Annotated in this window: 24 protein-coding genes and 1 tRNA gene; 6 read left to right on the forward strand and 19 right to left on the reverse strand. The window is 52.8% G+C overall.

Going from position 1 to position 24,551, the window contains the following annotated elements; translation table 11 throughout:
* Positions 1-8: 8 nt before the first annotated feature.
* The 4 genes from ectB (at position 9) to mazG (ending at position 4,327) form a co-directional block, all read left to right on the forward strand.
* The gene (gene ectB, locus TH19_RS13010) at positions 9-1,292 is read left to right on the forward strand and encodes a diaminobutyrate--2-oxoglutarate transaminase (RefSeq protein ID WP_114102939.1); all 1,284 of its coding nucleotides are present in this window, start codon (positions 9-11) and stop codon (positions 1,290-1,292) included.
* 66 nt (positions 1,293-1,358) lie between these two features.
* Positions 1,359-1,760, forward strand: coding sequence for an ectoine synthase (locus TH19_RS13015; protein ID WP_068519046.1), 402 nt, complete (start codon positions 1,359-1,361; stop codon positions 1,758-1,760).
* Positions 1,761-1,847: 87 nt separating this feature from the next.
* Complete coding sequence (locus TH19_RS13020; protein ID WP_114102796.1) at positions 1,848-3,353, forward strand: aspartate kinase; 1,506 nt, start codon at positions 1,848-1,850, stop codon at positions 3,351-3,353.
* A gap of 149 nt (positions 3,354-3,502) precedes the next feature.
* Positions 3,503-4,327: a nucleoside triphosphate pyrophosphohydrolase gene (gene mazG / locus TH19_RS13025; RefSeq protein WP_114102797.1), complete on the forward strand. Its 825-nt coding sequence runs from the start codon at positions 3,503-3,505 to the stop codon at positions 4,325-4,327.
* A gap of 36 nt (positions 4,328-4,363) precedes the next feature.
* Here the strand turns inward: mazG and TH19_RS13030 are convergent, their stop codons facing one another.
* The 12 genes from TH19_RS13030 to ccsA form a co-directional block, all read right to left on the reverse strand.
* A complete protein-coding gene (locus tag TH19_RS13030; RefSeq protein ID WP_114102798.1) occupies positions 4,364-5,233 on the reverse strand; it encodes an AraC family transcriptional regulator in 870 nt (289 codons plus the stop codon).
* A 93-nt stretch (positions 5,234-5,326) separates the two neighbouring features.
* Positions 5,327-6,151, reverse strand: coding sequence for an inositol monophosphatase family protein (locus TH19_RS13035; RefSeq protein WP_258547953.1), 825 nt, complete (start codon positions 6,149-6,151; stop codon positions 5,327-5,329).
* A gap of 34 nt (positions 6,152-6,185) precedes the next feature.
* On the reverse strand, positions 6,186-7,517 hold the full coding sequence (gene hflX, locus TH19_RS13040) for a GTPase HflX (RefSeq protein WP_404969487.1): 1,332 nt from the start codon (positions 7,515-7,517) through the stop codon (positions 6,186-6,188).
* A 7-nt stretch (positions 7,518-7,524) separates the two neighbouring features.
* Positions 7,525-7,782, reverse strand: a complete 258-nt coding sequence (gene hfq / locus TH19_RS13045) for an RNA chaperone Hfq (RefSeq protein ID WP_007089557.1) — start codon at positions 7,780-7,782, stop codon at positions 7,525-7,527.
* A gap of 121 nt (positions 7,783-7,903) precedes the next feature.
* Positions 7,904-8,590 carry an HAD family hydrolase gene (locus TH19_RS13050; RefSeq protein ID WP_114102801.1) on the reverse strand — a complete coding sequence of 229 codons (687 nt, stop codon included), beginning with the start codon at positions 8,588-8,590 and terminating at the stop codon, positions 7,904-7,906.
* A gap of 62 nt (positions 8,591-8,652) precedes the next feature.
* Positions 8,653-10,032, reverse strand: coding sequence for a Trk system potassium transporter TrkA (gene trkA / locus TH19_RS13055; RefSeq protein WP_114102802.1), 1,380 nt, complete (start codon positions 10,030-10,032; stop codon positions 8,653-8,655).
* 45 nt (positions 10,033-10,077) lie between these two features.
* Complete coding sequence (gene ntrX, locus TH19_RS13060; protein ID WP_114102803.1) at positions 10,078-11,451, reverse strand: nitrogen assimilation response regulator NtrX; 1,374 nt, start codon at positions 11,449-11,451, stop codon at positions 10,078-10,080.
* 47 nt (positions 11,452-11,498) lie between these two features.
* Complete coding sequence (locus TH19_RS13065; protein ID WP_114102804.1) at positions 11,499-13,775, reverse strand: sensor histidine kinase NtrY-like; 2,277 nt, start codon at positions 13,773-13,775, stop codon at positions 11,499-11,501.
* Positions 13,772-15,220, reverse strand: coding sequence for a nitrogen regulation protein NR(I) (ntrC, locus tag TH19_RS13070; protein WP_114102805.1), 1,449 nt, complete (start codon positions 15,218-15,220; stop codon positions 13,772-13,774). Before ntrC ends, TH19_RS13065 begins: the two co-directional genes overlap by 4 nt.
* Complete coding sequence (locus TH19_RS13075; RefSeq protein WP_114102806.1) at positions 15,217-16,365, reverse strand: two-component system sensor histidine kinase NtrB; 1,149 nt, start codon at positions 16,363-16,365, stop codon at positions 15,217-15,219. The genes ntrC and TH19_RS13075 overlap by 4 nt, the downstream gene beginning before the upstream one ends.
* 56 nt (positions 16,366-16,421) lie before the next feature.
* A complete protein-coding gene (dusB, locus tag TH19_RS13080) occupies positions 16,422-17,432 on the reverse strand; it encodes a tRNA dihydrouridine synthase DusB (RefSeq protein ID WP_114102807.1) in 1,011 nt (336 codons plus the stop codon).
* A gap of 243 nt (positions 17,433-17,675) precedes the next feature.
* Positions 17,676-18,482: a cytochrome c biogenesis protein CcsA gene (ccsA, locus tag TH19_RS13085; protein WP_114102808.1), complete on the reverse strand. Its 807-nt coding sequence runs from the start codon at positions 18,480-18,482 to the stop codon at positions 17,676-17,678.
* Between the two features lie 121 nt (positions 18,483-18,603).
* On the opposite strand from ccsA, the gene TH19_RS13090 reads away from it, so the two are divergent.
* Positions 18,604-19,800, forward strand: coding sequence for a bifunctional 2-C-methyl-D-erythritol 4-phosphate cytidylyltransferase/2-C-methyl-D-erythritol 2,4-cyclodiphosphate synthase (locus TH19_RS13090; protein WP_181846409.1), 1,197 nt, complete (start codon positions 18,604-18,606; stop codon positions 19,798-19,800).
* A gap of 85 nt (positions 19,801-19,885) precedes the next feature.
* Here the strand turns inward: TH19_RS13090 and TH19_RS13095 are convergent, their stop codons facing one another.
* Positions 19,886-20,449: a septation protein A gene (locus TH19_RS13095; RefSeq protein WP_114102810.1), complete on the reverse strand. Its 564-nt coding sequence runs from the start codon at positions 20,447-20,449 to the stop codon at positions 19,886-19,888.
* A 79-nt stretch (positions 20,450-20,528) separates the two neighbouring features.
* Entirely contained in the window at positions 20,529-20,870 is a 342-nt protein-coding gene (cutA, locus tag TH19_RS13100; RefSeq protein ID WP_114102811.1) for a divalent-cation tolerance protein CutA, read from the reverse strand.
* A gap of 89 nt (positions 20,871-20,959) precedes the next feature.
* Between cutA and TH19_RS13105 the strand changes: the two genes are divergently transcribed.
* Positions 20,960-21,211 (forward strand): hypothetical protein, encoded by a 252-nt coding sequence (locus tag TH19_RS13105; protein WP_114102812.1) that lies wholly within the window; start codon positions 20,960-20,962, stop codon positions 21,209-21,211.
* 111 nt (positions 21,212-21,322) lie between these two features.
* Here TH19_RS13105 and TH19_RS13110 read toward each other — a convergent pair.
* The 5 genes from TH19_RS13110 to plsX all read right to left on the reverse strand — a co-directional run bounded on the left by TH19_RS13110 (position 21,323) and on the right by plsX (position 24,503).
* Positions 21,323-21,399: transfer RNA gene (locus tag TH19_RS13110), tRNA-Pro, on the reverse strand.
* Positions 21,400-21,467: 68 nt separating this feature from the next.
* Positions 21,468-21,950: a MerR family transcriptional regulator gene (locus tag TH19_RS13115; protein ID WP_114102813.1), complete on the reverse strand. Its 483-nt coding sequence runs from the start codon at positions 21,948-21,950 to the stop codon at positions 21,468-21,470.
* Positions 21,951-21,961: 11 nt separating this feature from the next.
* Positions 21,962-22,252: an integration host factor subunit alpha gene (locus tag TH19_RS13120; protein ID WP_033069712.1), complete on the reverse strand. Its 291-nt coding sequence runs from the start codon at positions 22,250-22,252 to the stop codon at positions 21,962-21,964.
* Between the two features lie 159 nt (positions 22,253-22,411).
* The gene (locus TH19_RS13125) at positions 22,412-23,383 is read right to left on the reverse strand and encodes a beta-ketoacyl-ACP synthase III (RefSeq protein WP_114102814.1); all 972 of its coding nucleotides are present in this window, start codon (positions 23,381-23,383) and stop codon (positions 22,412-22,414) included.
* Between the two features lie 43 nt (positions 23,384-23,426).
* On the reverse strand, positions 23,427-24,503 hold the full coding sequence (plsX, locus tag TH19_RS13130) for a phosphate acyltransferase PlsX (RefSeq protein ID WP_114102815.1): 1,077 nt from the start codon (positions 24,501-24,503) through the stop codon (positions 23,427-23,429).
* Positions 24,504-24,551: the final 48 nt, after the last annotated feature.

A 24,551-nucleotide genomic window follows, 5' to 3' on the forward strand; every position in this document is an offset into this window, starting at 1 on the left:
AGGGAACCATGACTGTATTTGATCGCCTTGAATCGGAAGTTCAGAGCTATGCACGCTCCTTCCCCGTCACCTTTGAAAAAGCAGAAGGCGCCTGGCTCACCGACGACAACGGTAACCGCTATCTTGATTTTCTTGCTGGCGCAGGCAGCCTGAATTACGGGCACAACCATCCGGTCTTGCAGGAAAAGCTGATTGATTACATCAAATCAAACGGCATTACCCACGGCCTGGATATGCACACCAAGGCCAAGGCAGCCTTCCTTGAAGCGCTTGAAGGCAAAATCCTCAAACCGCGTGATATGGAATACAAGGTCCAGTTTACCGGCCCGACCGGCACCAATGCCGTCGAAGCCGCCCTGAAGCTGGCACGCCGCGTCAAAGGCCGTGAAACCGTCATTTCGTTCACCAACGGCTTCCACGGCTGCACCTTGGGCTCGCTTGCCATCACCGGCAACGAACACCATCGTGGTGCAGCTGGCGTGTCGCTTGATAATGCCGTTGCGGTCCCGTTTGATGGCTATATGGGCGATGGTGCCGATACGACTGAGTACCTTGACCGGGTCCTGTCCGACAATTCCAGTGGCGTGGCCCTGCCCGCTGCCGTGATTGCAGAAACCCTTCAGGGCGAAGGTGGCTTGAATGCTGCTGATTTCGGCTGGCTCAAAAACCTCGAAACGGTTTGCCGCAAACACGACATCCTTCTGATTATCGATGACATTCAGGCAGGCTGCGGTCGTACCGGCACCTTTTTCAGCTTTGAGCCCGCAGGTATCAAACCCGACATGATCACGCTGTCGAAATCTCTTTCGGCCTATGGCCTTCCGCTTGCGGTGGTTCTGATCAAGCCGGAACATGACATCTGGCATCCGGGCGAACATAACGGCACCTTCCGTGGCAACAACCACGCGTTTGTGACTGCTGCTGCTGCACTTGATCATTTCTGGTCGGATGACAAATTCGCATCCGATGTTCGCGACAAGGCCGAATTCCTTGGCGCACGCCTTGAAGAAATCGCGCAGCGTTATGGTGATGGTAAATTGTATCGCAAGGGCCGTGGCCTGATGCAGGGCATCTGCTTTGAAAGCGGTGAAATGGCATCCAAAGTCACCAAGGAATGCTTCAAACATAATCTGGTTATCGAAACCAGTGGGCCGGAAGACGAAGTGGTGAAATGCCTTGTGCCGTTGATCATCTCCAAGCAGGATTTGGCACATGGTCTTGATATTCTTGAACTGGCAACAGCCAAAGCCATGGGCAAGAGTGTCGCACCGGCCAAAGCTGCTGCTGAATAATGCCGACTTGGGCGGCGCGCACTTGTGCCGCCCTGCCCCACAACTTTATAAATCAAAGAGTTAAAGATGATTGTTCGCACACTGAAAGAATGTGAAGCATCCGGTCGCCGCGTTGTATCGGACAACTGGGAAAGCACCCGTTTGTCGCTTGCAGATGACGGCATGGGCTTCTCGTTCCATATCACCACCATCTATGCCGGCACCGAAACCGAGATCTGCTATGCCAACCATTTCGAGACGGTTTATTGCATCTCGGGCAATGGTGAAGTCGAAACCATCGAAGATGGCAAGAAATACAAGATTGAACCGGGCACGGTTTACATCCTGAACAAACATGATCGCCACTATCTGCGTGGCGGCACCGAGGACATGGTTGTGGCCTGCGCCTTCAACCCGCCTCTTAACGGTCGCGAAGTTCATGATGAAAACGGGGTTTACCCGCTCGATGGTGACGCACTCGCCAGCTAGGACTCTTGATTGGGGCGGCCGGTAACGACCGCCTCAAACTTTCTTACACCAATAAACTTCCAAGGAAACGCCCCCAAAGGAGGCAACATGCTTTCAGCCCAGAAAAAAACGGACGCTGGGCATAGCGTTCACAAGATCGGCGGTACGTCGATGACCCAGGTTGATGCGGTCATGGACAATATTCTGGTCGGCAATCGTAGCGAACAAGAGCTGTATAACCGGGTCTTTGTCGTTTCTGCATATGGCGGTTTCACCGACCTTTTGCTGGAAAACAAGAAAACCGGTGAAGCAGGCGTCTATCAGCTTTATGCCGGGTCGGAAACCGATTGGGCCTGGGGTGATGCCCTGACCGGGGTTTCCGAAAAGATGTGCGAAATCAACGAGAAGATCTTTGGTGATGCGCCGGAACTGAAACTGGCCAATGCCTTTGTGCAGGAACGCATCGAGGGCACGCGCAGTTGCCTGATGGACCTCCATCGCCTGTGCAGCTTTGGGCATTTCAAACTTGAAAAGCACCTTCTGACTGTTCGTGAAATGCTGTCGGCGATTGGCGAGGCACATAGCGCGCACAACACCATGCTGCTGCTACGCGCCAAGGGCGTAAACGCGGTATTTGCCGACCTTTCCGGCTGGCGTGAACCCGAAGCATCCACACTTGATGGTCGCATCAAGAAAGTCTTCGAAGATATCGACCTTACCAGTCAGCTTGCGATTGCAACCGGCTACGCCCAGTGCAGCGAAGGTTTGATGAGCATCTATGGCCGCGGCTATAGCGAAGTGACCTTCTCGCGCATTGCCTGCCTGACCCGGGCCAGCGAAGCGATCATTCACAAGGAATTCCATCTTTCCAGTGCCGATCCGCGCATTGTGGGCGAAGATGCTGTACGCCCGATTGGCCGGACAAGCTATGACGTGGCTGATCAGCTTTCCAACATGGGAATGGAAGCCATTCACCCGCGTGCGGCCAAGGGCCTGCGCCAGAATGATATTCCGCTTCGGATTGCCAATACGTTTGAACCGGAACATCCGGGCACAGTGATTGATGATCACTGGAACCCTGAAAACAGCCGCGTTGAAATCGTCACCGGCGTTCCGACCGCGTTTGAGATCGAAGTATTCAATCAGGACATGGTTGGCGTTCCGGGCGGCGAGGAATCAATTCTGAGCGTCCTGAAACGTTATAAGGTTCCCACCGTCACCAAGAACCTGAATGCCAATACGATCACGCATTACGTGGCCGCACCGCTTAAGCAAATCCGTCGTTGCGTTGACGAGATCGAGGCAAAGCACCCCGAAGCAACCGTTCAGACCCGCAAGGTCGCGATTGTTTCGGTTATCGGTGCCAATATTGCCCAACCGGGTCTGTTTGCACGCGCTGTATCAATCCTTGATGATGCCGGTGTTGAACTGGTGGCATCACATTATCCGAGCCGTCGGGTTGACCTTCAGTTCGTTGTTGCCGAAGGCGACTTCAACAAAGCCGTCATCGCCCTTCACCGCGGACTGGTCGAAGGCAAAAAGGCTGAACGCGCAAACACCGCAGATTCCGGCGATGATAGCGCTAACAAACAGGAAAAGCTTAAAGCCGCTTAATGCGCAAAGGCATCCTGACATCAGATCAAAACCCGCAAGTGCGCACTTTGCCTTGCGGGTTTTGTTTTGCCCCGATCATAGACTTGTCAGCAATGATGCACCGCGATAGGACTAGGTAATTGTTCCAGTCCGGTTTGAAGGAAATCCATATGAGCATGCATAATAGCAAAGCCATTAACGACCTGCTTGATGTCATGGCGCGCTTGCGTGATCCAAATGGCGGTTGCCCGTGGGATTTGGAACAGGATTTCTCGACTATTGCCCCATACACCATCGAAGAAGCATACGAAGTTGCTGACGCCATTGCAGATAACGACATGCCGGAACTCTGCAACGAGCTTGGCGATCTGCTTCTTCAGGTCGTTTTTCATGCCCAGATGGCCAAAGAAGCCGGTCACTTTGAATTTGAAGATGTTGCCAACAGCATCGTTGCCAAAATGATCAGCCGCCACCCCCATGTCTTTGGTGACGGGGATGCCACCACGACCGAAGGCGTCAATCAGACTTGGGAAAAAATCAAGGCGACCGAACGCGCCCAAAAGGCCGAAAGCAAAGGACATGAACGCCATAGCGCCCTTGATGGTGTGGCAAGTGCTCTTCCGGCCCTTATGCGTGCGGAAAAACTGACCAAGCGTGCGGCCCGTGTCGGATTTGACTGGCCAAGTACCGATGAAGTGTTTGACAAACTGCACGAAGAAATCGACGAGCTTAAAGCCGAGATGACCGACAATCCTGATCCCGCCCGCTTGCAGGACGAACTGGGCGACATGCTGTTTGTTATGGCCAATCTTGCACGCAAAATCGGTGTTGATCCCGAAGTAGCACTACGTGGCGCCAACCACAAATTCACCAAACGGTTCCATTTTATCGAGGACGAACTGGCCCGCGACGGTCGAAATGCGGCGCAATCCGATCTTGAAGAAATGGACACACTCTGGAATTTGGCCAAGAAAGTCGAACGGGGCCAAGCATAAATACCCGACCCCATTCGTATCTTGATACGCGCAACACTAGCCTTCCAGCGGCATGTATATTTCCGTAAGCAGTTCGGTCGGCGCAACTTCACGTGGATTATTCAGGTATTCTTCAAACACCGGTCCATCACGTACTTCTTCACCTGATTGCGGCAACCATTTGCCAAATAACCATAAATACGCGGACTTCATGTCCGCATATGGTCCCTTGTAGCGCAAACAGGCATAGCGTCCTGCGGCAACGGTTGTTCGCACAACCGGCAACTCGACATCGATTGCATCACTGTCCTTTAGAAGCGCGCCCGCCTTTGAAAACAGGTCATCTTCCCGATAGGCATCCGGATCGGTATGATAAACTCCGATTAACCTGATATCCGGGCCGACCAGTCCGCGAATAGCCAACCATCCGAACAGCCGGTCAAAGGCTTCACCGATCTCCATAAACGCCCCATGGTGATGTATGCTTAAAAGTGATATTTCCGGAACATTACGGACTTCGACATGCCAAGGGCCGTTGGCAGACACACCATGTTCGTCCAGCGCATCGTGGAATTTACGGTGGCTGCCTTCCTTGCGGTAACGCGCTGGCGGCATGCCGTAACTATCCGAAAAGATACGGGTAAAGGATTGCAGGTTGGGATAACCGCACCGTTTGGCAATTTCCTCAATTGCAATTGCGCTGTTGGCCAACATTCCGGCCGCCGTATGCAACCGGACGCGCTTAACCGTTGCGGCCACAGTTTCCCCAAACACACCATGATAGATACGGTGCCAATGGGTCGGCGACATACAGGCAATTTCGGCAAGCTTGTTCAGATCAAGTTCATCTGCCAGATGATCATGAATATGGGCCTGCACCCGGGCTAGACGATCCTGATAGGAACGTTGGGCATGTAATTTGTTCATCGTTCTCTCGTGCATTTGTTGTGCAGTTCGAAAACGCTAACACGCGTCTATTTGACAAATCTTGCGGTCTTGTCTTGCCTTGCCGTCCAATGATCAGGGGAACAAGGGCAGCAGGATTTCGTTGATTTCGTGCCACAAGTCTTCCGAGCTTGCGCAAAGAAGGCCCGGTGCAGTTGCATTGGCGTTATATTCGTTGCCCTTTCCGGTCACGATATAACGGGCTAATCCGCCGGCTTCACGTACAAGCAATGTGCCCGGTGCGTGATCCCATGGCTTAAGCGTCCGATACGCACAGAAATCATATGCGCCACGTGCCACTTCTTCATATTCCGCACCACAGCAGGAATAATGTGCAACATCATCAAAGAAATCGAGATGACCGTAATGCTTGCGAATACGGTCACGGGCATAGGAAATCAAAAAGCCCTTAGCATCGCTTGCCTTGGCAATATGCGACCGGACTGAAACCGGTTTATCCTGGAACCTGGTTCCCGATCCTTTTTCCGCAACGGTTGCCGTTCCTTCAATCGGATCGACAATCCAGGCTGCAACGGTTTCACCCTGATGATAGAGACCAACCATGCAACGGAATGGCTGACGGTGATGGGCAAAGTTTTTGGTGCCATCAACCGGATCAATAATCCAGAACGGGTCCGAACCGGCGAAAACGCGGTCCTGCAACTTGGCATCGGCATGGGCGGCCTCTTCACCAAGGGCAAGACTGCCGGGCAGAAGATCGGTCAAACGAGCCGTCAGGACACGCTCGGCCTCGGTATCTGCGATGGTTACCAAATCCAGCGCATGGGATTTGGTATCGATATCTGCGTCATCAAGTTGACCGAAACGGGGGGCGATTTCCGTGGCCGATACCTCGCGGATAATTTCGGTAACTTTATCCATGTCGACTTTAATCGCCACACTACTTCTCCCGTTGGGTCAACTCGATTACGTATTATATCAGATGGATTTCAAGACCGGCTTTCGCACACCAGTCTTCAAATCGCCCAAGCCGTGTGGTGTCCACACGGACCTGAATGGTTATGCCGTCCGCACCTTCACTGCGTTGCAGAACTTCACCCTGCTCGTAAAGCCGGGCCAGTGATTTGCCGTCTGAATAAGGAACGCGCAGTTCGAACACTGGCATATCCTCGGTCAGACGATCTTCAATCAGTGCAAGCAGGCCGTCGCAATTCGTACCTTTGACAGCAGAAATCGCGATGGTGTTATCGTGACGGGCTGCATATTCCGTAACAGCCTGGAAGTCTTCGCCTTCCATCTGGTCGATCTTGTTCAGGGCCTCGACCAGTTCCTCGCCGTCAATGGCCTTTTGCAGACCAAGTTCTTTTAGAACCTCAAGCACGTCCATTTTCTGTGCTTCGGTCTCGTGCGAGGACGCATCACGAACATGGACAATCAGATCTGCTTCGAGCACTTCTTCAAGAGTTGCCCGGAATGCGGCAACAAGATCGTGCGGAAGATCAGATACAAAGCCCACAGTGTCAGACAGAATGACCTTGCGACCACTTGGCAAAATCAGACCACGCATGGTCGGATCCAGCGTCGCAAACAGCATGTCTTCGGCAAAGACATCGGAAACCGTCAACTGGTTGAACAGCGTCGATTTACCGGCGTTGGTATAACCGACAAGTGCAACAATCGGATATGGCACCCGACGACGGGCTTCGCGATGAAGTTCGCGCGTACGTTTGACTTCTTCAAGTTCACGGCGAAGCTTGGCCAGCTTGTCACCAATCAAACGACGGTCGATCTCGATCTGGCGTTCACCAGGACCGGCAAGGAAGCCACGACCACCACGCTGACGTTCAAGGTGGGTCCAGGTTCTGACAAGCCGGGACCGCTGATAGCTCAGCAATGCCAGTTGAACCTGCAAACGCCCTTCACGGGTGCGTGCGCGATCAGCAAAGATTTCAAGAATCAAGCCGGTCCGGTCGATGACCTTGCATTTCCATTCCCGTTCCAGGTTACGTTGCTGGATCGGGGAAAGCTGCCCATTGATCATGACGATATCGGCTTCTTCGGCTTTGATTTGCAAACCAAGCCGTTCAACAACACCGGTCCCAAACAGGGTCGCCGGACGTGTTTTTGCAATGGGCACAATATCTGCGCCCACCACTTCAAATTCCAATGCACCAGTCAAACTGACTGCTTCATCCAGACGTGAAGATGCATCGCGCCAGGACGCCGTTGGGTCCGCACGTTTTAGTTCCGGATGGAAAACCAGGACCCGGGGGGCGTCAGGCGTTACGCCTCCCCCCGAAGTCAGAGATTCGTCAGCTATTTTCTTCGTCCGTCGCAGGCTGGCTCGGATCAAACAGTTTAATCGGTGTCGTCGGCATTACCGTCGAAATCGCGTGTTTGTACACGAGCTGGGTGTGAGCATCGCGCCGCAGCAAAACAGAGAAATTGTCAAACCAGGTGATAATACCCTGCAATTTGACTCCGTTGACCAGAAACACGGTAACCGGCGTTTTGTTTTTACGGCAATAATTCAGGAATACGTCCTGAACATTTTGTGATTTTTCCGCCATTGGTTAGACCTAGCCTTCTTTTATGAGCGTTTTTTTGGTTTCGGGCGGCCAAGGAAAATGTGGGACCGTCGACTTTCAGGTCAGTCACGACCCCTGCCCCATTTTTAATGACCAGTCTGAACTATAAGACTTTCGGGAAGCTTTTTACAACCCTTACAAGCGCCTCGCAATCAGCGAAATGCCAATCAGGGCTAAGAGTCGCAGAATTCTGCGTATCACTGTGACCGGTTAATTCATCACCGATCAGGATTGCCGTGGCCCCGACATTGCGCGCGCATTGAATATCGACCACACTATCCCCTACAAACCAGAGATTCTCATATTGCGACGCCGAAGAGTCGCCCATCGCCATATGGACCGGATCGGGTGCCGGTTTGTCATTCTTGGCATCGGTTGCACCAACGATCTTTCCAAAAAATGACGACCATTCAAGGTGCTCTGCTTCTTTGCGCAGGAAGTCACCATTCTTGTTACTGACGACCCCGATATAGGTGCCGTTGTCACGCAGTGCACACAAAAGATCATACGCCCCGGCAAGTGGTGTCAGTGTTTCCAGATGAATGGACCGAAAATGGGCATAGAAGCTGTCTTTGGCAGCTTCCCAGCGATCTTCGCCAAACAGAACCGGAAAACTGTCGCGCAAAGAACGCGCGACGCGTTGCTTGGTTTCTTCGAGTGTCCAGCGTTCTTTGCCGAAATCGTCAAAGGTCATGTTCAGGGCGGCCTGAATGGTCCCCCAGCTATCGACGAGGGTATTATCCCAGTCAAAAATGACGGCCTTTGGCGGATGGGGCAATTTGTCAGACATTTGAACTTCCGGTGGCGTTGGTGGAGATTATTGGTATGAGGATTGTTTAATCCGCTGACCGATCAGAAATATTCCAACCGGACAGCGAACATTTTCTCGACCTTTTTGATCTGCTCGGAACCGGCAAAGACAACAATGCGGTCATTGGCCTCGATCACAGTGTTGGCACGCGGCATGACGACTTCGCCGTCACGCAAGATAGCCCCGAACACTACGCTGGCCGGCATAGCGATATCCTTGATTGCCTTGCCAACGATTGGTGCAGTTTCAAGTGCCTCTGCTTCAAGAACCTCGCCAAAGCCTTCTGACAGGCTATGTACCGCACGGATACGGCCACGGCGCACGTGATGCAGGATCGTTGACACCGTCGTCATGCGCGGACTGATCACAACGTCAACGCCAAGTTCGGACACCAGCGAGTTATAGGTGCTTTTGTTGATCAGGGTCAGTGCGCGTGGACAGCCATACCGCTTCGCCAACAGCGATGACAGAATATTGGTTTCATCATCATTGGTCAGGGCAACAACAGCCTCGGCATTCCCGACATTGGCTTCTTCAAGCAATTCCGGATCAAGCACGTCACCACGCAGAACCACGCTTTTCTTCGGAAGTTTCTGCGCGACGTAACGGGCACGTTCCGGATCCGCTTCGACCAGGCGGGTCGTAACGCCAGGGAAGTTCTTGTTGATTTCTTCGGCCAGGAACAGGGCAATGTTACCGCCGCCGAAAATCACGATGCGGCGCGCCTCGGGGTCTTCATGACCAAAGGCCGACATCGCACGGGATACCTGATCGCTTGAAACCGCCAGATAAACCAGGTCCCCAGCCAGCATCTGATCATCGCCCTTGGGATAGACCGGTTTGTCATCGCGGATCATACCAAGGATCGAGATGTTCAAATCCGGGAACAGCTGATGAAGCTGCCGCAAAGGCGTGTTGATAACCGGGCAATCCTCGTTGCAGCGCAGACCAAGGATTTTGACCTTGTCATCGGCAAACGGGATCATATCAAACGCGCCGGGTGCCTGAAGACGGCGGGCAACAGCACGTGCTACTTCCATTTCAGGTGAAATCACCACATCAATCGGAAGCTTATCGCGACCAAACAAACTTGCCCATTCAGGCTGCAGGTATGTCTGGCTACGGATGCGGGCGATCTTGGTCGGCACATTAAACAGGGAATGTGCGACCTGACAGGCCGTCATATTGACTTCATCGGCAAAGGTGACAGCAATCAGCATATCGGCTTCGTCAGCCCCTGCCTGCTGTAACACATCCGGATGCGACCCGAACCCGATGATGCCTTTGACTTCCAGCGTGTCTGAAATCTTGCGAACCAGTTCTTCCGACTGGTCGATCACGGTAACATCATTGTTTTCCGCAGCCAGATACTTGGCAATGTGGAACCCCACCTGCCCTGCGCCGCAAATGATGACCTTCATCTTGTTATCTCCCGTTCACAACAGTCCAGGACATGAATGGCTTTATCAGCTATTCACACCAAGGCTTTTCAGCTTGCGATGCAAGGCTGAACGTTCCATTCCGACAAAACTTGCCGTCTTGGAAATATTCCCCCCAAACCGGTCAATCTGGGTTTGAAGATATTCTTTTTCAAACATCTCGCGTGCTTCACGCAGCGGCAATGCCATGATTTCACTGGTTTTGTCAAAACTAAGCGACGTCGGCACATCCGAAAACAGTTCGGATGGCAACATTTTACCGGTAATCAGATCCGTTGTTTCGTCATCCGGCGCCATGATCATCAACCGTTCGATGACGTTACGCAACTGACGGACATTTCCCGGCCATTCATAGGCATGAAGCGATGCCATTGCTTCAGGCGAAAGCTTGCGCTTTGGCAGGCCCGTCGCATCGGCATAGCGTTCAAGGAAACGTTCGGCCAGTTCCGGGATGTCGTCACGGCGTTGCTGCAATGACGGCACCTCAAGCGGAACCACATTCAATCGATAATAAAGATCCTGACGGAATGTCTGCTCGGAAATACGTTGTTCAAGATCGCGCGCAGTCGTCGCAATCACGCGTACATCGACGCTGACAGGTAATGCACCACCGACACGTTCAAATGTCTGCTCCTGCAAGACACGAACAATTTTGCCCTGGGTTTCAAGCGGCATGTCAGCGACTTCATCCAGCAACAAAGTCCCGCCATGGGCCAATTCAAGAACCCCGGTTCGCGCTTCGCGATCGGCACTGGCAACCGCACCAAAAAGCGATTCCTCCATGGTTTCCGGCGAAATATTCGCACAATTCAGCACCACAAACGGCGCCTCAGCACGGGCGGATTTCTGATGAATAAGCCGCGCAACAACTTCCTTGCCCGATCCTGCCGGACCATGGATCAGGATACGGCTTCCGGTCCGCGCCACGCGTTCAGCGGATTGGCGCAGGTTATTGATGACCGAAGACTTTCCCACAAGTTCGGTGTCTCCACCCGCCCGCAAGGTCAGTTCGCGGTTTTCGCGACGCAGACGCGCGTCATCAATAGCACGTTCGACCACCATCAAAAGACGGTCGGTGTTGAACGGCTTTTCAATAAAGTCGTAAGCACCGATCCGTGATGCTTCGAGTGCGGTTTCAATGTTGCCGTGACCGGAAATCATGACAACCGGAACTTCGCTATGTTCGCGTTTGATCAGTTTGAGCGTCTCGATACCGTCGTGATCACTTTCGTCCATCCAGATATCAAGAACCACCAGACTTGGACGGCGTGCAGAGACCTCGGACAGGGCCTCCTGGCTCGATCCTGCCTGACGGGTGGTATAGCCTTCGTCTTCCAGAATACCGGAAATCAACGCTCGAATGTCTTGTTCATCATCGACAATCAGAATGTCGTGCGCCATGTCGGAACCAAATCAATCTTATTCTTGTTACGATTTTGGCAACTTAATCAATTGCCTGAGGATTGAGCGCGCAGCGCCCCTTTTTCAATATCGGCGTCTGTCGCTTGCGGGAAAGATAGCGTAATGGTCGCCCCGCTTTCAACGCCGTCAGAGAGTATAAGCTCTCCGCCATGGTCTTCCATGATTTTCTTGACGATCGCCAAACCAAGTCCCGTTCCCTTGGATCTGGTGGTGACATAGGGCTCGGTCAATCTTTCACGATGTTCGGCCGGAAGACCTTTGCCGTTATCAGAAACAGCAACAAACACACGCTGATTATTTGGTGAAATCGTAATCGAAATTTCGATCCGCCCCCGCGGTAATTCACCCTCTTCCGGCTTTTCCCGCCCTTCGATGGCCTCGGCCGCATTTTTCAAGGTGTTGATCAGGCATTGATTGACCTGATGGGCATCACATGAAATCTGCAAATCTTCGATGCCGGTTCGATCAAAATCATAGGTAACGTTGCTATGTGCCTGCTTTTGCAGGAACACCGCACTTTTCACCAGCTCGCTGATATTTTCCATACGCATCTTGGGCGATGGCATTCGGGCAAAGCTTGAAAACTCGTCAACCATGCGCCCGATATCGGACACCTGACGAATAATCGTATCCGTACAGGTCTTGAAGACATCCTGATCGTCTTCGATCTGCTTAAGGTAGCGCCGTTTCAGACGTTCGGCAGAAAGCTGGATCGGAGTGAGCGGGTTTTTGATTTCATGGGCAATACGACGCGCCACATCGGCCCAGGCAGCCATACGTTGTGCGGTTTGCAGTTCGGTCACGTCATCAAACGTCACGACATATCCAAACACCGTCCCGTCATCGGCCCATTCCGCCGTCACACGTGCCAGCAATGTCAAATTGACGCCATCGCGGCGAATTTCGATCTGGCGCGGTTTGCTGCGATCACCATCCCGGTTGAAGTCGTCAAAGAGCGGCGCAAATTCCGGAATAACAGACGTCAGTTCCTGCCCCAGATAACCATCAAGATCCACTGCAAGCAGATCAGATGCACTGCGGTTTGGCAGATCAATATTACGATCCGGGTCAAGACCGATCACCCCGGCGGTCACCCCGCCCAGAATGGCCTCGGTAAAGCGGCGGCGTTCATCAATCAGACGGTTGGCAGCAATCAGTTCGCTACGCTGCGTTTCAAGCTGCGCAGTCATACGGTTAAAGGCACGACTTAGTGCTTCAAGCTCGTCACCCTGCCCGTCAAGCGGCACGCGAAACGACAAATCACCATCGCGGACGCGCTCGGCCCCGGTGATCAGTTCGGAAACCGGCTGAACCAGGCGCGTCGCCACCATCAAGCCAAGCGTCACGGCTGCCAGCAACAAGACAACCGAAATCAGGACAAAGATCATGACAAAAGTGATGACAATGCCTGAACGCTCGCCTTCCAGGCTTTCATAGGCATCCACAGCACGGCGAGCCTTGTCGATACGATCCAGAACATTGGGATCAACAAACCGCCCGACCAGCAGGAAGGCATCAATGAAACTTGGAATCTTTGCCAGTGCGCGAATGCGGTTGTCACTGTTGCCGATCATCAGAACGACGTCTTTTTCCCGCGCTTCATCAAATACTTCTGGCGGAATTGACGCCTGATCGGTGTCATAGGAAAAACTGTATTCCGATTGGGCAATGATTTGGCCCGATCCATCGATCATCATGACTTCCGGCAGTCCACGTGCCAGTGCCTGATCGGTCAACATGTTCGAAATACGTTCCGGATTGGTCGAAAAGTTTACCCCGAACCGTTGAAGGTCGGCGGTTGTTGCCAAAACGTCGGCCCGGATCAGTTCCTGATGCTCTTTCAAATAGGCATCGGCAATGACCATACTTTCTTCAACTGCGGTACGGATACGGTCGCTAAACCAGCCCTGAATGCCGAAATGAAGGAAGAGTGCTGAAAACACCGCCACAACAATAGCCGGCGTCACTGCCACCAGCGAGAACATCAGGACCATACGGGTATGAAGCTTCGCACCGGCAACACCGCGGCGACGCTCGACCCAGATCTGGACCAGCTTGCGGGCAACCAGCGTTGCCAAAAGCAACACCAGCACCAGATCAATATTCAGCAGCAGCAGAATCAAGCGCGGATCAGGACGGAACGGCGCTGTCCCGGTCATCGCGAGATAGGTCGCGGTTACAGAAACAAGTGCCGCCGCAACCAAACCAAACGCAAATCGACGCGATTGCCCCAGCCGTCCAAGAAACCGTACGAGGCCCGATCTCAGTAACCTGTTGGAGATCGAGCCGTCCGTGTTGTTCATTTCGTGCCCCTGACGACTTCCAGCCCAAGATCACGGATCTTTTTGCGGAGCGTATTCCGGTTCAGACCAAGAACTTCGGCCGCCTTGACCTGATTTCCGCGGGTTGCTTCAAGTGTCACATTCAAAAGCGGACGTTCCATTTCACGCAATATGCGGTCATAGAGGCCATTGGATGGCAAGTCTTCTTCGTGCGCGTCAAAATATTCGCGGACATGGCGCTCAATCGATTCCGACAAGGATTGCGGTTCGGCACTGGGTGCTGCCTCGCTGACATTGTTTTCAGAAAACTCTGTCTCGATAACATCAACGCCAATCACATCGTGCGAATAAAGTGCCGTCAGGCGGCGCACCATGTTTTCAAGTTCCCGGATGTTACCCGGCCAACGGTGCGCCTTAAGCCGCGCCATCGCCTCGGATGACAGTGTTTTACGCGGAAGACCTTCCTCACTTGCCTGCATCAGGAAGTGATTGACCAGTTCCGGGATATCTTCAAGACGTTCGCGCAAGGACGGTAAACGGATCGGCACGACATTTAGGCGATAGAACAAATCTTCGCGGAATGTGCCTTCGCGGATCAGTTTGCGCAGGTCACGGTGCGTTGCCGCGACGATACGCACATTGACGCGGATCGGCGTACGACCACCAACGCGGGTATATTCCCCTTCCTGAAGAACACGCAGCAATCGTGTCTGCGCCTCAAGCGGCATATCGCCGATTTCATCGAGAAACAGCGTCCCGCCTTCGGCCTGCTCAAAGCGACCGACCTTACGTTCGTTCGCACCGGTAAAGGCCCCTTTTTCGTGACCGAACAGCTCGCTTTCGATCAATTCGCGCGGGATTGCGGCCATGTTGATCGCAACAAACGGACCATGGCGCCGTCCGCCATATTCGTGCAATGCACGCGCAACCAGCTCTTTACCGGTTCCACTTTCACCAGTGACCATAACAGTCAGATCGGTGTTCATCAGGCGCGCCAAGGCACGATAGATTTCCTGCATCGCTGCCGAACGACCAATCAGCGGAAGACGATCATCGCCCTCTTCATCGCCAGTTTTGCCAGACTGGCTTTCCTGCGGCGTTTCAAGTGCACGGTCAACAATCGCCATCAACTCGTTAAGATCAAACGGCTTTGGAAGATATTCGAACGCACCGCGCTGTGCTGCCTTGACCGCAGTCATCAGAGTGTTTTGCGCACTCATGACAATCACGCGCAGGTCCGGACGCAATTTGCGAATACGCGGTACCATATCAAGCCCGTTTTCATCGGGCATCATGACATCGGTAATCACCAGATCGCCATCCCCATCGGCAATCCAGTCCCAAAGGGTACGGCCATGACCGGTGCTGCGAACTTCATGTCCCTGACGCGACAATGCCTGCGTCAGAACAGTCCGAATGGCGCGGTCATCGTCGGCGACCAGAATTCGTGCAGGGCTCGTGCTCATGCGGTGTGTTCCCTGTTATTGATTATTATCGGTTGTTCACTGGCCCCCTCGGCCAGCGCACGATTATAGATCGGCAACATGATCTGAAATTCTGCACCGCCCCCCGGCACATCTTTCACTTCGATCACGCCACCATGGTCATTAATGATTTTCGCGACCAGAGCCAGTCCAAGACCAGACCCAGTCGGCTTCGTCGTAACAAACGGATCAAACAGGCTTTCACGCATATCCTGCGGAATGCCCGGACCATTATCACGCACCGACACGACAAGCGGCAAATGAACACGGGCATCCCCACCGGCAACGGCCAAACGGATACCATGCTGATAACGTGTCGATATGGTGATTTTCCCGTCCTGTGGATCGACGGCCTCGCCAGCGTTTTTAACCAGATTGAGAAACACCTGGATCAGCTGATCACGGTTGCCAAATACCGGCGGCAATGACGGGTCATAGATTTCCTCAAAGACAAGGTTCTTGGCAAAACCGTTTTCAGCAAGACGGCGGACATGTTCCAGCACTGTATGGATATTAACCGCGCCACGTTCCATCGGCTTGTCGGAGAAAATCTCCATCCGGTCGACAAGCTCGACAATCCGGTCAGCCTCGTCACAGATCAGGCGGGTCAGAACCCGGTCATCTTCATTACTTGTCTGTTCAAGCAATTGTGCCGCACCGCGAATACCCGAAAGCGGGTTTTTGATTTCATGTGCCAGGATCGCAGCCATAGCACTGACCGAACGGGCCGAATTACGGCTTAGAAGCTGATTGTCAATTTTCTGGGCAATCGAGCGCGGCTCAAAAGTCAGTACGGCACAGTCACTGTCATCAGGCATGGAGCCAACGGTCAGGTTGACCGTATGCTTGCCAATTTTCGGGCTTTCAATCAGCAGATTGTGGTCGGCAACAAGCGTTGCCTCGTCAATGGCCTGCTTGATCAGGGAAAAAACCGGGCTGTCAGACGGTATAAAGTCACTCAGATCACTGCGGCACAGGACACTGGCGCTGGTGTTGAACAACTGTTCTGTCGCCTGATTGACGAACCTGATTTTTCCATCCCGATTGGCCACGACAACTGCACTTGCAATTGCGTTCAGCACACCGGTCGGATCAACCCCGTTGCCTTTTCCAAATCCCAGTCTCATTCAATTTTCCCCGACGACTTAAGTTTTGTATCGTCAAATTATTGTTATTGAAGTGATCAGGCAGCTTCCTGATCACATTTGATTTTGTTTTCGATTAACGGATCATAGAATGCCCGAATTTGATCTTTCACTTCATTCGGATCATCCAGAACATTGATAACACGACGAAATTCAGTCGCATTGCGCATGCTATTGCAGTACCAGGCAAGATGCTTGCGGGCAATCCGAACGCCCTGACGGCCGTGATGCTCAATCATCGCATCATAATGGCGCAGGATCGTCTGCAATTGAATATCAAGGCTTGGTGCCGCAATCTTCTCGCCGGTCTTCAAGTAATGGGAGACCTGCGCCAAAAACCACGGCCGCCCATAGGCACCGCGACCAACCATGACGCCATCCGCACCAGAACGGCGCAGTAGCTCTTTGGCGTCCTCTTCGCTGGTTACGTCACCATTGCCGATAACCGGAATAGAAACAGCTTCCTTGACCAGGGAAATCGCATCCCAATCCGCATCGCCCTTATAGAATTGGCAGCGGGTGCGACCATGAATGGTCAACATCTGAATACCGAGCTCTTCGGCAATTTTGGCAAGGGTTGGCGCATTACGATTATCATCGTCCCAGCCAAGGCGCATTTTCAGTGTCACAGGAACTGAAACGGCATCCACGGTTGCCTTGATGATATCCGCGGCCAGCTTTTCATCGCGCATCAAAGCCGAACCGGCATAGCCCTTTGTCACCTTTTTGGCAGGACAGCCCATATTGATGTCGATGATCATCGCACCGCGGGCTTCGTTCATACGGGCGGCTTCGGCCATTTCTTCGGGTTCGGTCCCGGCAAGCTGAACAGAAAGCGGGCTTTCGGCTGTGCAATCGCCATGCATCTTGCGGACTTCTTTTTCATGCCGCTGGATGCGGGTCATCGCATCTGACGCAATCATTTCAGACACAACAAGATGACCGCCAAACTGGCGCACCTGTTGACGAAATGGAAGGTCAGTCACACCTGACATTGGTGCCAGAATGACATTCTCTGGCACATGTACAGAACCGATCTGCAATGACATGAAGATAATCCGGTTGCCTAAAACTTGGGCAGATTAATAAAACTGGCCCCGCGTTGCAACAACTCTAAGCGCATTGAGCAAAATATCATGGTGCTTTTGGTTCGACTACGCGGCAAATATGCTGTGTTATACGGCCAAATGCTCCCAAAGCACTATCTGGCTACGCTATTTCGCACAACGAAGTGACTAGCATTTATGCATCACAGGTTCAGAAAATGATGTTCCGGACCGTTTCAGCTGCACCTAGCCGATAATATATCCCGACACCAGTCGAACACCCGGGAATGCCAGAGTCAAAAGCAACCAGGCCCCCAAGACGAACCGAACGGCCATGCGGCCGCGCAATGTCGATCTTTCATGAATATAGATCAGAACACAAATTGTCGCAAAACCAAGCAGGGTCAGCAGCATCTTGTGATCAATGGCCCACAGACTGTTGCCTTCGACATAACGCAGGGCAAATCCCGATACGATCCCGATGATCAAAACCCATGCCGACCATTTCAGGAACCCGACCAGCATATATTCACTGTCACGCAATGGCGGCAAACGGCGGCTCCAACGGGTGGGTTTGCGGTTTTTAAGGGCATGTTCCTGTACGACATAGGCCATCGCAGCGATGGCCGCCAGCGTCACCAGCGCATAGGTTACAAGTGAACTGCCGATATGCGCCCACAACCAGCCGGAATAAAGCGCTGGTCCCGTAACCGTTGGCGGGACATGGCGCCCGAAAAATCCAAAAACAGCCGCCAAAACAGCAAACAAAAGCAGATAGCCACCAATATATCCGGCAAGGCGCCAAACTTGATGGGGGCCCTTGCAAATGACAAGACCACCAAAAATCATGATCACAGTCAGTTCCGACCAGTGCAATGCCGCAGTAAAGCCGCGCGACTGGACTTCTTCGCCGGTCAGACCAAGCACGATCATCGTGCCGATCGCAGCAAGGCAAATTGCCCCATATAACCAGATGTCACGCTTTGGCTCGGCACGCATGATCTGCGCGGTAAGCGGTAACAAAGCCAGAATATGAATATATGCAGCAAGCATGTGATGGTCCGTTTCTGTCGTAAGACGCAGATAAACCCGTAAAAGCCAAATGGCGACTTGGCAAAGGCCTCGCAGAAAGATAGCCTGCGGCGCAATTCAGACAAGCCATGGCATCATGTTTATGACCAAAAAAATCGGGGTTGTCATCGTTGCTGCGGGCAGCGGTAGCAGATTTGGCGACCCAATACCAAAACAATATCACACGCTTGGCAGCAAAACCCTGTTGGGGCACTGTATTGAATGCTTTGCACGTCACACTTCGCCCCACCTTGTGCAGGTGGTCTACAATCCCGATCATCAGGCCTGGTATAATAATGCCATCACAGAAATTGGCATACATTCCCTGCCCGCACCGGTTTGCGGTGGCGTCACCCGTCAGCAGTCTGTATTGAACGGTTTACGCGCACTGGAAGCGCAGCAACCAGATATTGTTCTGATCCATGATGCCGCGCGCCCAGGAATCTCCGACGAGGTTATCGCACACGTTCTTGGCGCGCTTGAAAGCCATTCCGGTGCAATTCCAACCTTGCCGGTGACCGACACCATCAAACAAACCACAGATGCCGGTATCATCACAAAAACCGTTCCGCGCGAAACATTGCAGCGGGCGCAAACGCCACAGGGCTTCGTATTTAAAACGATCCTGAAGGCGCATCTGAAATATGAAGGCCAGGAATTCACGGATGATGCCGCCCTGCTTGAAGCCATGGGCATTGATGTCATCTGTGTTGAAGGCACCACATCAAACGACAAGATTACGCGGCGCGACGATATCGGACGCGCCCAGGACTGGGTTAACTGCACAAACAAGGATGTTTCCCCGATGCAGCAGGAAGAATACCGTGCCGGAACCGGCTTTGACGTTCACCGGTTTGCACCGGGCGATCACTGCATTCTTTGCGGGGTAAAAGTACCGCATTCAGCTCGACTTGAAGGCCATTCAGATGCCGATGTCGGCCTGCACACCCTGACCGATGCCATTCTGGGCGCTATCGGGGCTGGCGATATCGGGCAGCATTTCCCGCCAAGCGACATGCAATGGAAAGGTGCGGCATCCGACATCTTCCTGAAACATGCGGCGGACCTGGTGCGCAAGCGTGGTGGCCGCATTGTTAATGCCGATGTGACGCTGATTTGCGAACGCCCGAAAATCGGCCCGCACACGCAGGCAATGCGTGAAAAAGTCGCCGAGATCCTCGAGATCGAAGTTGATCGCGTTAACGTCAAGGCAACCACGACCGAGCGTCTTGGCTTTACCGGCCGTGAAGAAGGCATTGCCGCACAGGCGGCCGTAAGTGTGGCGCTGCCAATCAGCTAAGAAGCGGCGGTTTTGCCAGAAAACTCAAAGGGCAGGAATTTAATCCTGCCCTTTGTCATTTGTGCATTTCAAAACCGTAACCGGATCAGGAGGCTGTTGAACCGCCCTCTTCTTCCGGAAGCTGGTGTTTCATCAGAACCGGAACCTGGGCCATACCAAACACCATGGTAATCGGCATGATGCCCCAGACTTTGAAGGCCACCCATGTGTCGGTCGAGAAATTGCGCCAGACAATTTCATTCACAACCGCCAGGAACACAAAGAAGAACGCCCAGCGCCAGGTCAAAATGCGCCAGCCTTCGTCTGTTGCCTTGAATGCACTTTCGAGAACCAGCTTCAGAAACAGCTTCCCGGCCATCAATCCACCAAACAGAATGGCAGCAAACAACAGGTTAACAATGGTCGGCTTGATTTTGATGAACAGTTCATCATCGAGATACAGCGTCAACCCGCCAAACACGATGACGAAGACGCCACCAATCAACGGCATGACCGGAATGGTCCGGGCAATGACATAGGACGTGATCAGGGCGACTATCGTGGCTGCCACAAAGACAGCGGTTGCCGTCATCAGGTTTGTTGTTGCATTAACCGCAAAAAACAGGACCAACGGCCCCATTTCAAGGGCCATTTTTGTAAGCTGGTTCATTAAGACACTTCACTCAATGGATCAAAATTTGCGCCATCCTAGGGGTCAATGGCGTGCGATGCAATCACATCAACCGTGATCACGATCCCAACTGGCCTTGCAACCAGGATACATAGGGCTGATTTCCCCGCCCCAAGGGAAGCTCAAGGATGCAGGGCACGTCATATGGATGATGATCTTCGACCCACTTTGCCAAAACACTGGCAGATTTCGTTGCGGTTTTAAGGATCACGATCAGTTCGTTCTGTTCCTCGACATCCCCGTTCCATTCGTAAATGGCCGTCATTGGCGGAAGGACATTTGCGCAAGCAGCCAGCTTTTCACGGATTGCCCCACCTGCGATCACCCGCGCGATTTCCATATCCGGAACAGTGACATAAAGAAACGACATTTCACTGTTCTGAAATCCGTTATCCGTCATTGCGATTGCTCCATGCTTGATAATCCGTCACACTGAAACCCGACAATGTTTATGACACCAATCATATCATAACGGTGCGGGGAGTACCGATGACGGGGAAAAAACATTTGAAACCCACTGATGTTCAGCTCGAATGGCTACGTCGCGGCCTTAGTCAGCCAGGGGGTAAGTTGCCGTTATTTGATGGCAACGGCAAACAAATCAGTGAAAAAACGGTTCGCAGCTGTATCGAACACGGCTGGGCCGCGCCGTGGTTTGACAACCCGGTCAAACCGGACTGGCTGATCTGCAAACTGACAGATGAAGGCCGCAGAGTAGCCGCAAGCATGTCAGACAAATAGGCCCGATCATTTTTCACGGTAATACCAGCAAGTACATCACAATGCGACATTGCACCGATGTTCACGACATCAGTGTAAAAGCATCATCTGCAAATTTATCAGGGAAGATATTGGTCGGAGCGAGAGGATTCGAACCTCCGACCCCCTGCACCCCATGCAGGTGCGCTACCAGGCTGCGCCACGCTCCGACCGTATATTTGCGCTCTTTGGCGCGGCTCGATAAATAGCGGCGCAACGCCAAAGACGCAAATGATTTTTACGGATTTTTTTTGACTTCTTGCAGGCTCACCCGAAGGATGCCTTGAAGCTCCTGCAATTCATCCAGAACGCTTTTCAAAGCTGATTTATCGAAGGATACAGGATGCCCTTCGGCAACCATCTTGCTTGAAGAGTCGGAGGCAAATGCGGCCTGATCAACCTCAGCAGCACTGACAGAGATTTCTGACGGCAACTTGCCCTTGTTCTGATCAAGAAGCTTTTGCACGCCTTTAATCGTGAAGCCCTGATCATGCAGCAAGGAGCGAATGTTGGACAGGAAATCAATATCTTCCGGGCGGTAGTAACGGCGCCCGCCTGCCCGTTTCATCGGCTGGATCTGCGGAAATTTGGATTCCCAGAACCGCAGCACGTGCTGCTGAAGACCAAGTTCCTTTGCCGCTTCGCTGATTGTGCGAAAAGCAGAGTCAGACTTTGCTGAACGGCGGGATGTGCCCGCCTCAGCCCCCAAGTTCGTTTTCATGAGTTCTTTTCTTAAGCGTTAATTCGAGCTTTCAGAACCTGTGACGGCCGGAAAACAAGCACCTTACGCGGAAGAATAGGTACTTCTTCACCCGTTTTCGGGTTCCGTCCAATCCGCTGGCCTTTCTGACGTACAGAGAAGCTTCCAAACGAGGAAATCTTCACCACTTCGTCCTTGATCAGCGCGGTCGAAATTTCATCAAGAACAGTTTCCAGCAGCTGGGCGGACTCATTCCGCGACAGACCTACTTCCTGGTAAACGGCTTCTGCGAGATCCGCACGGGTAATCGTTGTTTCCGACATATCAGGCCGCCTCCTTATTTCGGGACTTTATACACAAGGCTATATCTGGTGGCGAAATCAGTCAATATCAACAGGATACACTGCTTTAAGGCGGAATGTTGTGATTTTTACGGAATTGCCGTGTTTTTCTCGCCCAAAGCAGTCATCGTAACGCAGATTTTACCAGCGGACGAGCGACGCGCCCCAGGTAAACCCACCCCCCATTGCCTCGAGGATCACGATATCGCCGCGCTGAATACGGCCATCATGAACTGCCTCGGACAAGGCCAGCGGAATGGATGCAGCTGACGTATTGGCGTGACGATCAACCGTCACAACTACCTTGTCAGGCGAAATACCAAATTTCTTCGCCGTGCTATCAAGAATACGGCGGTTGGCCTGGTGGGGTACAAGCCAGTCAATTTCAGACGCGTCAATGCCTGTATCCGCCAGAACTTCGCGAATCACACTTGCAAGATTTGTAACGGCATGACGGAAGACTTCCTGGCCTTCCATACGCAGATGTCCCACCGTCTGGGTCTGGGACGGACCGCCATCGACATACAGCAATTCATATTTGCTGCCATCTGAATGCAGGCGGCTTGCGAGAATGCCCTGATCGTCAATCGTACCCTTGCCTTCGACGGCCTGAACAACAACCGCGCCAGCCCCGTCACCGAAAAGAACGCAGGTACGGCGATCTTCCCAATCCAGAATACGTGAAAATGTCTCTGCACCAATCACCAGTGCGGTTTTGGCCTGACCATTGCGGATATACATATCTGCAGTCGTAAGGGCGTAAACAAAGCCCGAGCAAACGGCCTGAACGTCAAAGGCAAATCCTTTTACGCTCAAACGGTTCTGAACCTTGGTTGCCGTTGCCGGAAAGGTATTGTCCGGCGTTGCCGTGGCAACGATGATCAGATCAATATCCTCGGCAGTCACGCCGGCATGTTCCATCGCCTTGACGGCAGCTTCATAGGCAAGATCACTGGTCGTTTCGTCATCTGCTGCAATGTGACGCTGACGAATACCGGTACGTGCCACGATCCACTCATCAGACGTATCGACGCGTTTGGCCAGATCATCATTGGTTACAACATTTGCAGGAAGGTATGAGCCGCAACCAATAATGCGAGAACGAACTGTCATGATTTGGGGACCGCCAGTTATCTTGATGTTTTGGTGAATTTACTCAGTCTGCCCGACCGATGGAAACCGCGACTTCAGTGTCGGGAATATCTATTCCGGTCATGGCCTGCTCGAAAGCAGCGAGTTCATTTTTGATGCTGTCATTGAGTTTGTTCACGATCAGATCATGGCAAACCCCGATGGCGTTGGAAAAACCGAGCGCATCTGTTCCGCCGTGACTTTTGACGGCAATGCCGTTCAGGCCCAGCAACATCGCGCCGTTATAACGGCGCGGATCCATGCGATCACGGAAACGCTGAAGCGAACGACGGGCCAAAAGATAGCCAACCTTGGCAAAGAACGAACTTTTGAAAGTTTCGCGCAGAAAATGCACTAGAAGACGCGCAGTCCCCTCGGCCGTTTTAAGTGCGACATTACCGGTAAAGCCGTCGGTGACGATGACGTCAACGGTTCCTTTGGCAAGGTCGTCGCCTTCAACAAACCCTTCGAAACGGATCGGAAGATCGATCTCGCGCAGGATCGCAGCGGCCTTTTTAACAGATTCGTTGCCCTTAAGTTCCTCAATGCCGACATTGAGCAACCCAACAGACGGTCTTTCCAGCCCGAACAGAATACGGGTGAAAACCTCGCCCATCAGAGCAAACTGCACCAGATTGTTCTCATCGCATTCGATATTCGCACCGAGATCAAGCATGACCGTTTCGCCGCGCTGCGTCGGCATATAGGTCGCAATCGCCGGACGGTCGATACCACGAACGGTTTTCAATACAAATTTGGCCATGGCCATCAGCGCACCGGTATTCCCGGCAGAGACGACGCCCTGTGCGTCCCCTTCTTTCACAGCATTGATGGCAAGGCGCATGCTCGAATCACGGCGCTGACGCAGCGCGACGGAAGGTTTGTCTTCCATCGAGACTTCCTGCGTGGCGTGACGAACCTCGCTTACGGCTTCCAATGCAGGATATTTCGCAAGCAGCGGCGTAAGCCGCGCCTGATCACCAAACATCAGAAACTTGAGATGGGGAAGCCTTTTAAGTGCAATTTCAGCACCTGCAACGACCATCTCTGGCGCGTGGTCTCCTCCCATCGCGTCTAGTGATATGCAAACCTGTTCAGGCAACGTATTCTCTTATGGTTGTTCTAAAACTTCTGAACCGGATATCCGGCG

Origin of the sequence: Thalassospira profundimaris, assembly GCF_003326675.1 — a bacterium.
GTDB lineage: Bacteria > Pseudomonadota > Alphaproteobacteria > Rhodospirillales > Thalassospiraceae > Thalassospira > Thalassospira aquimaris.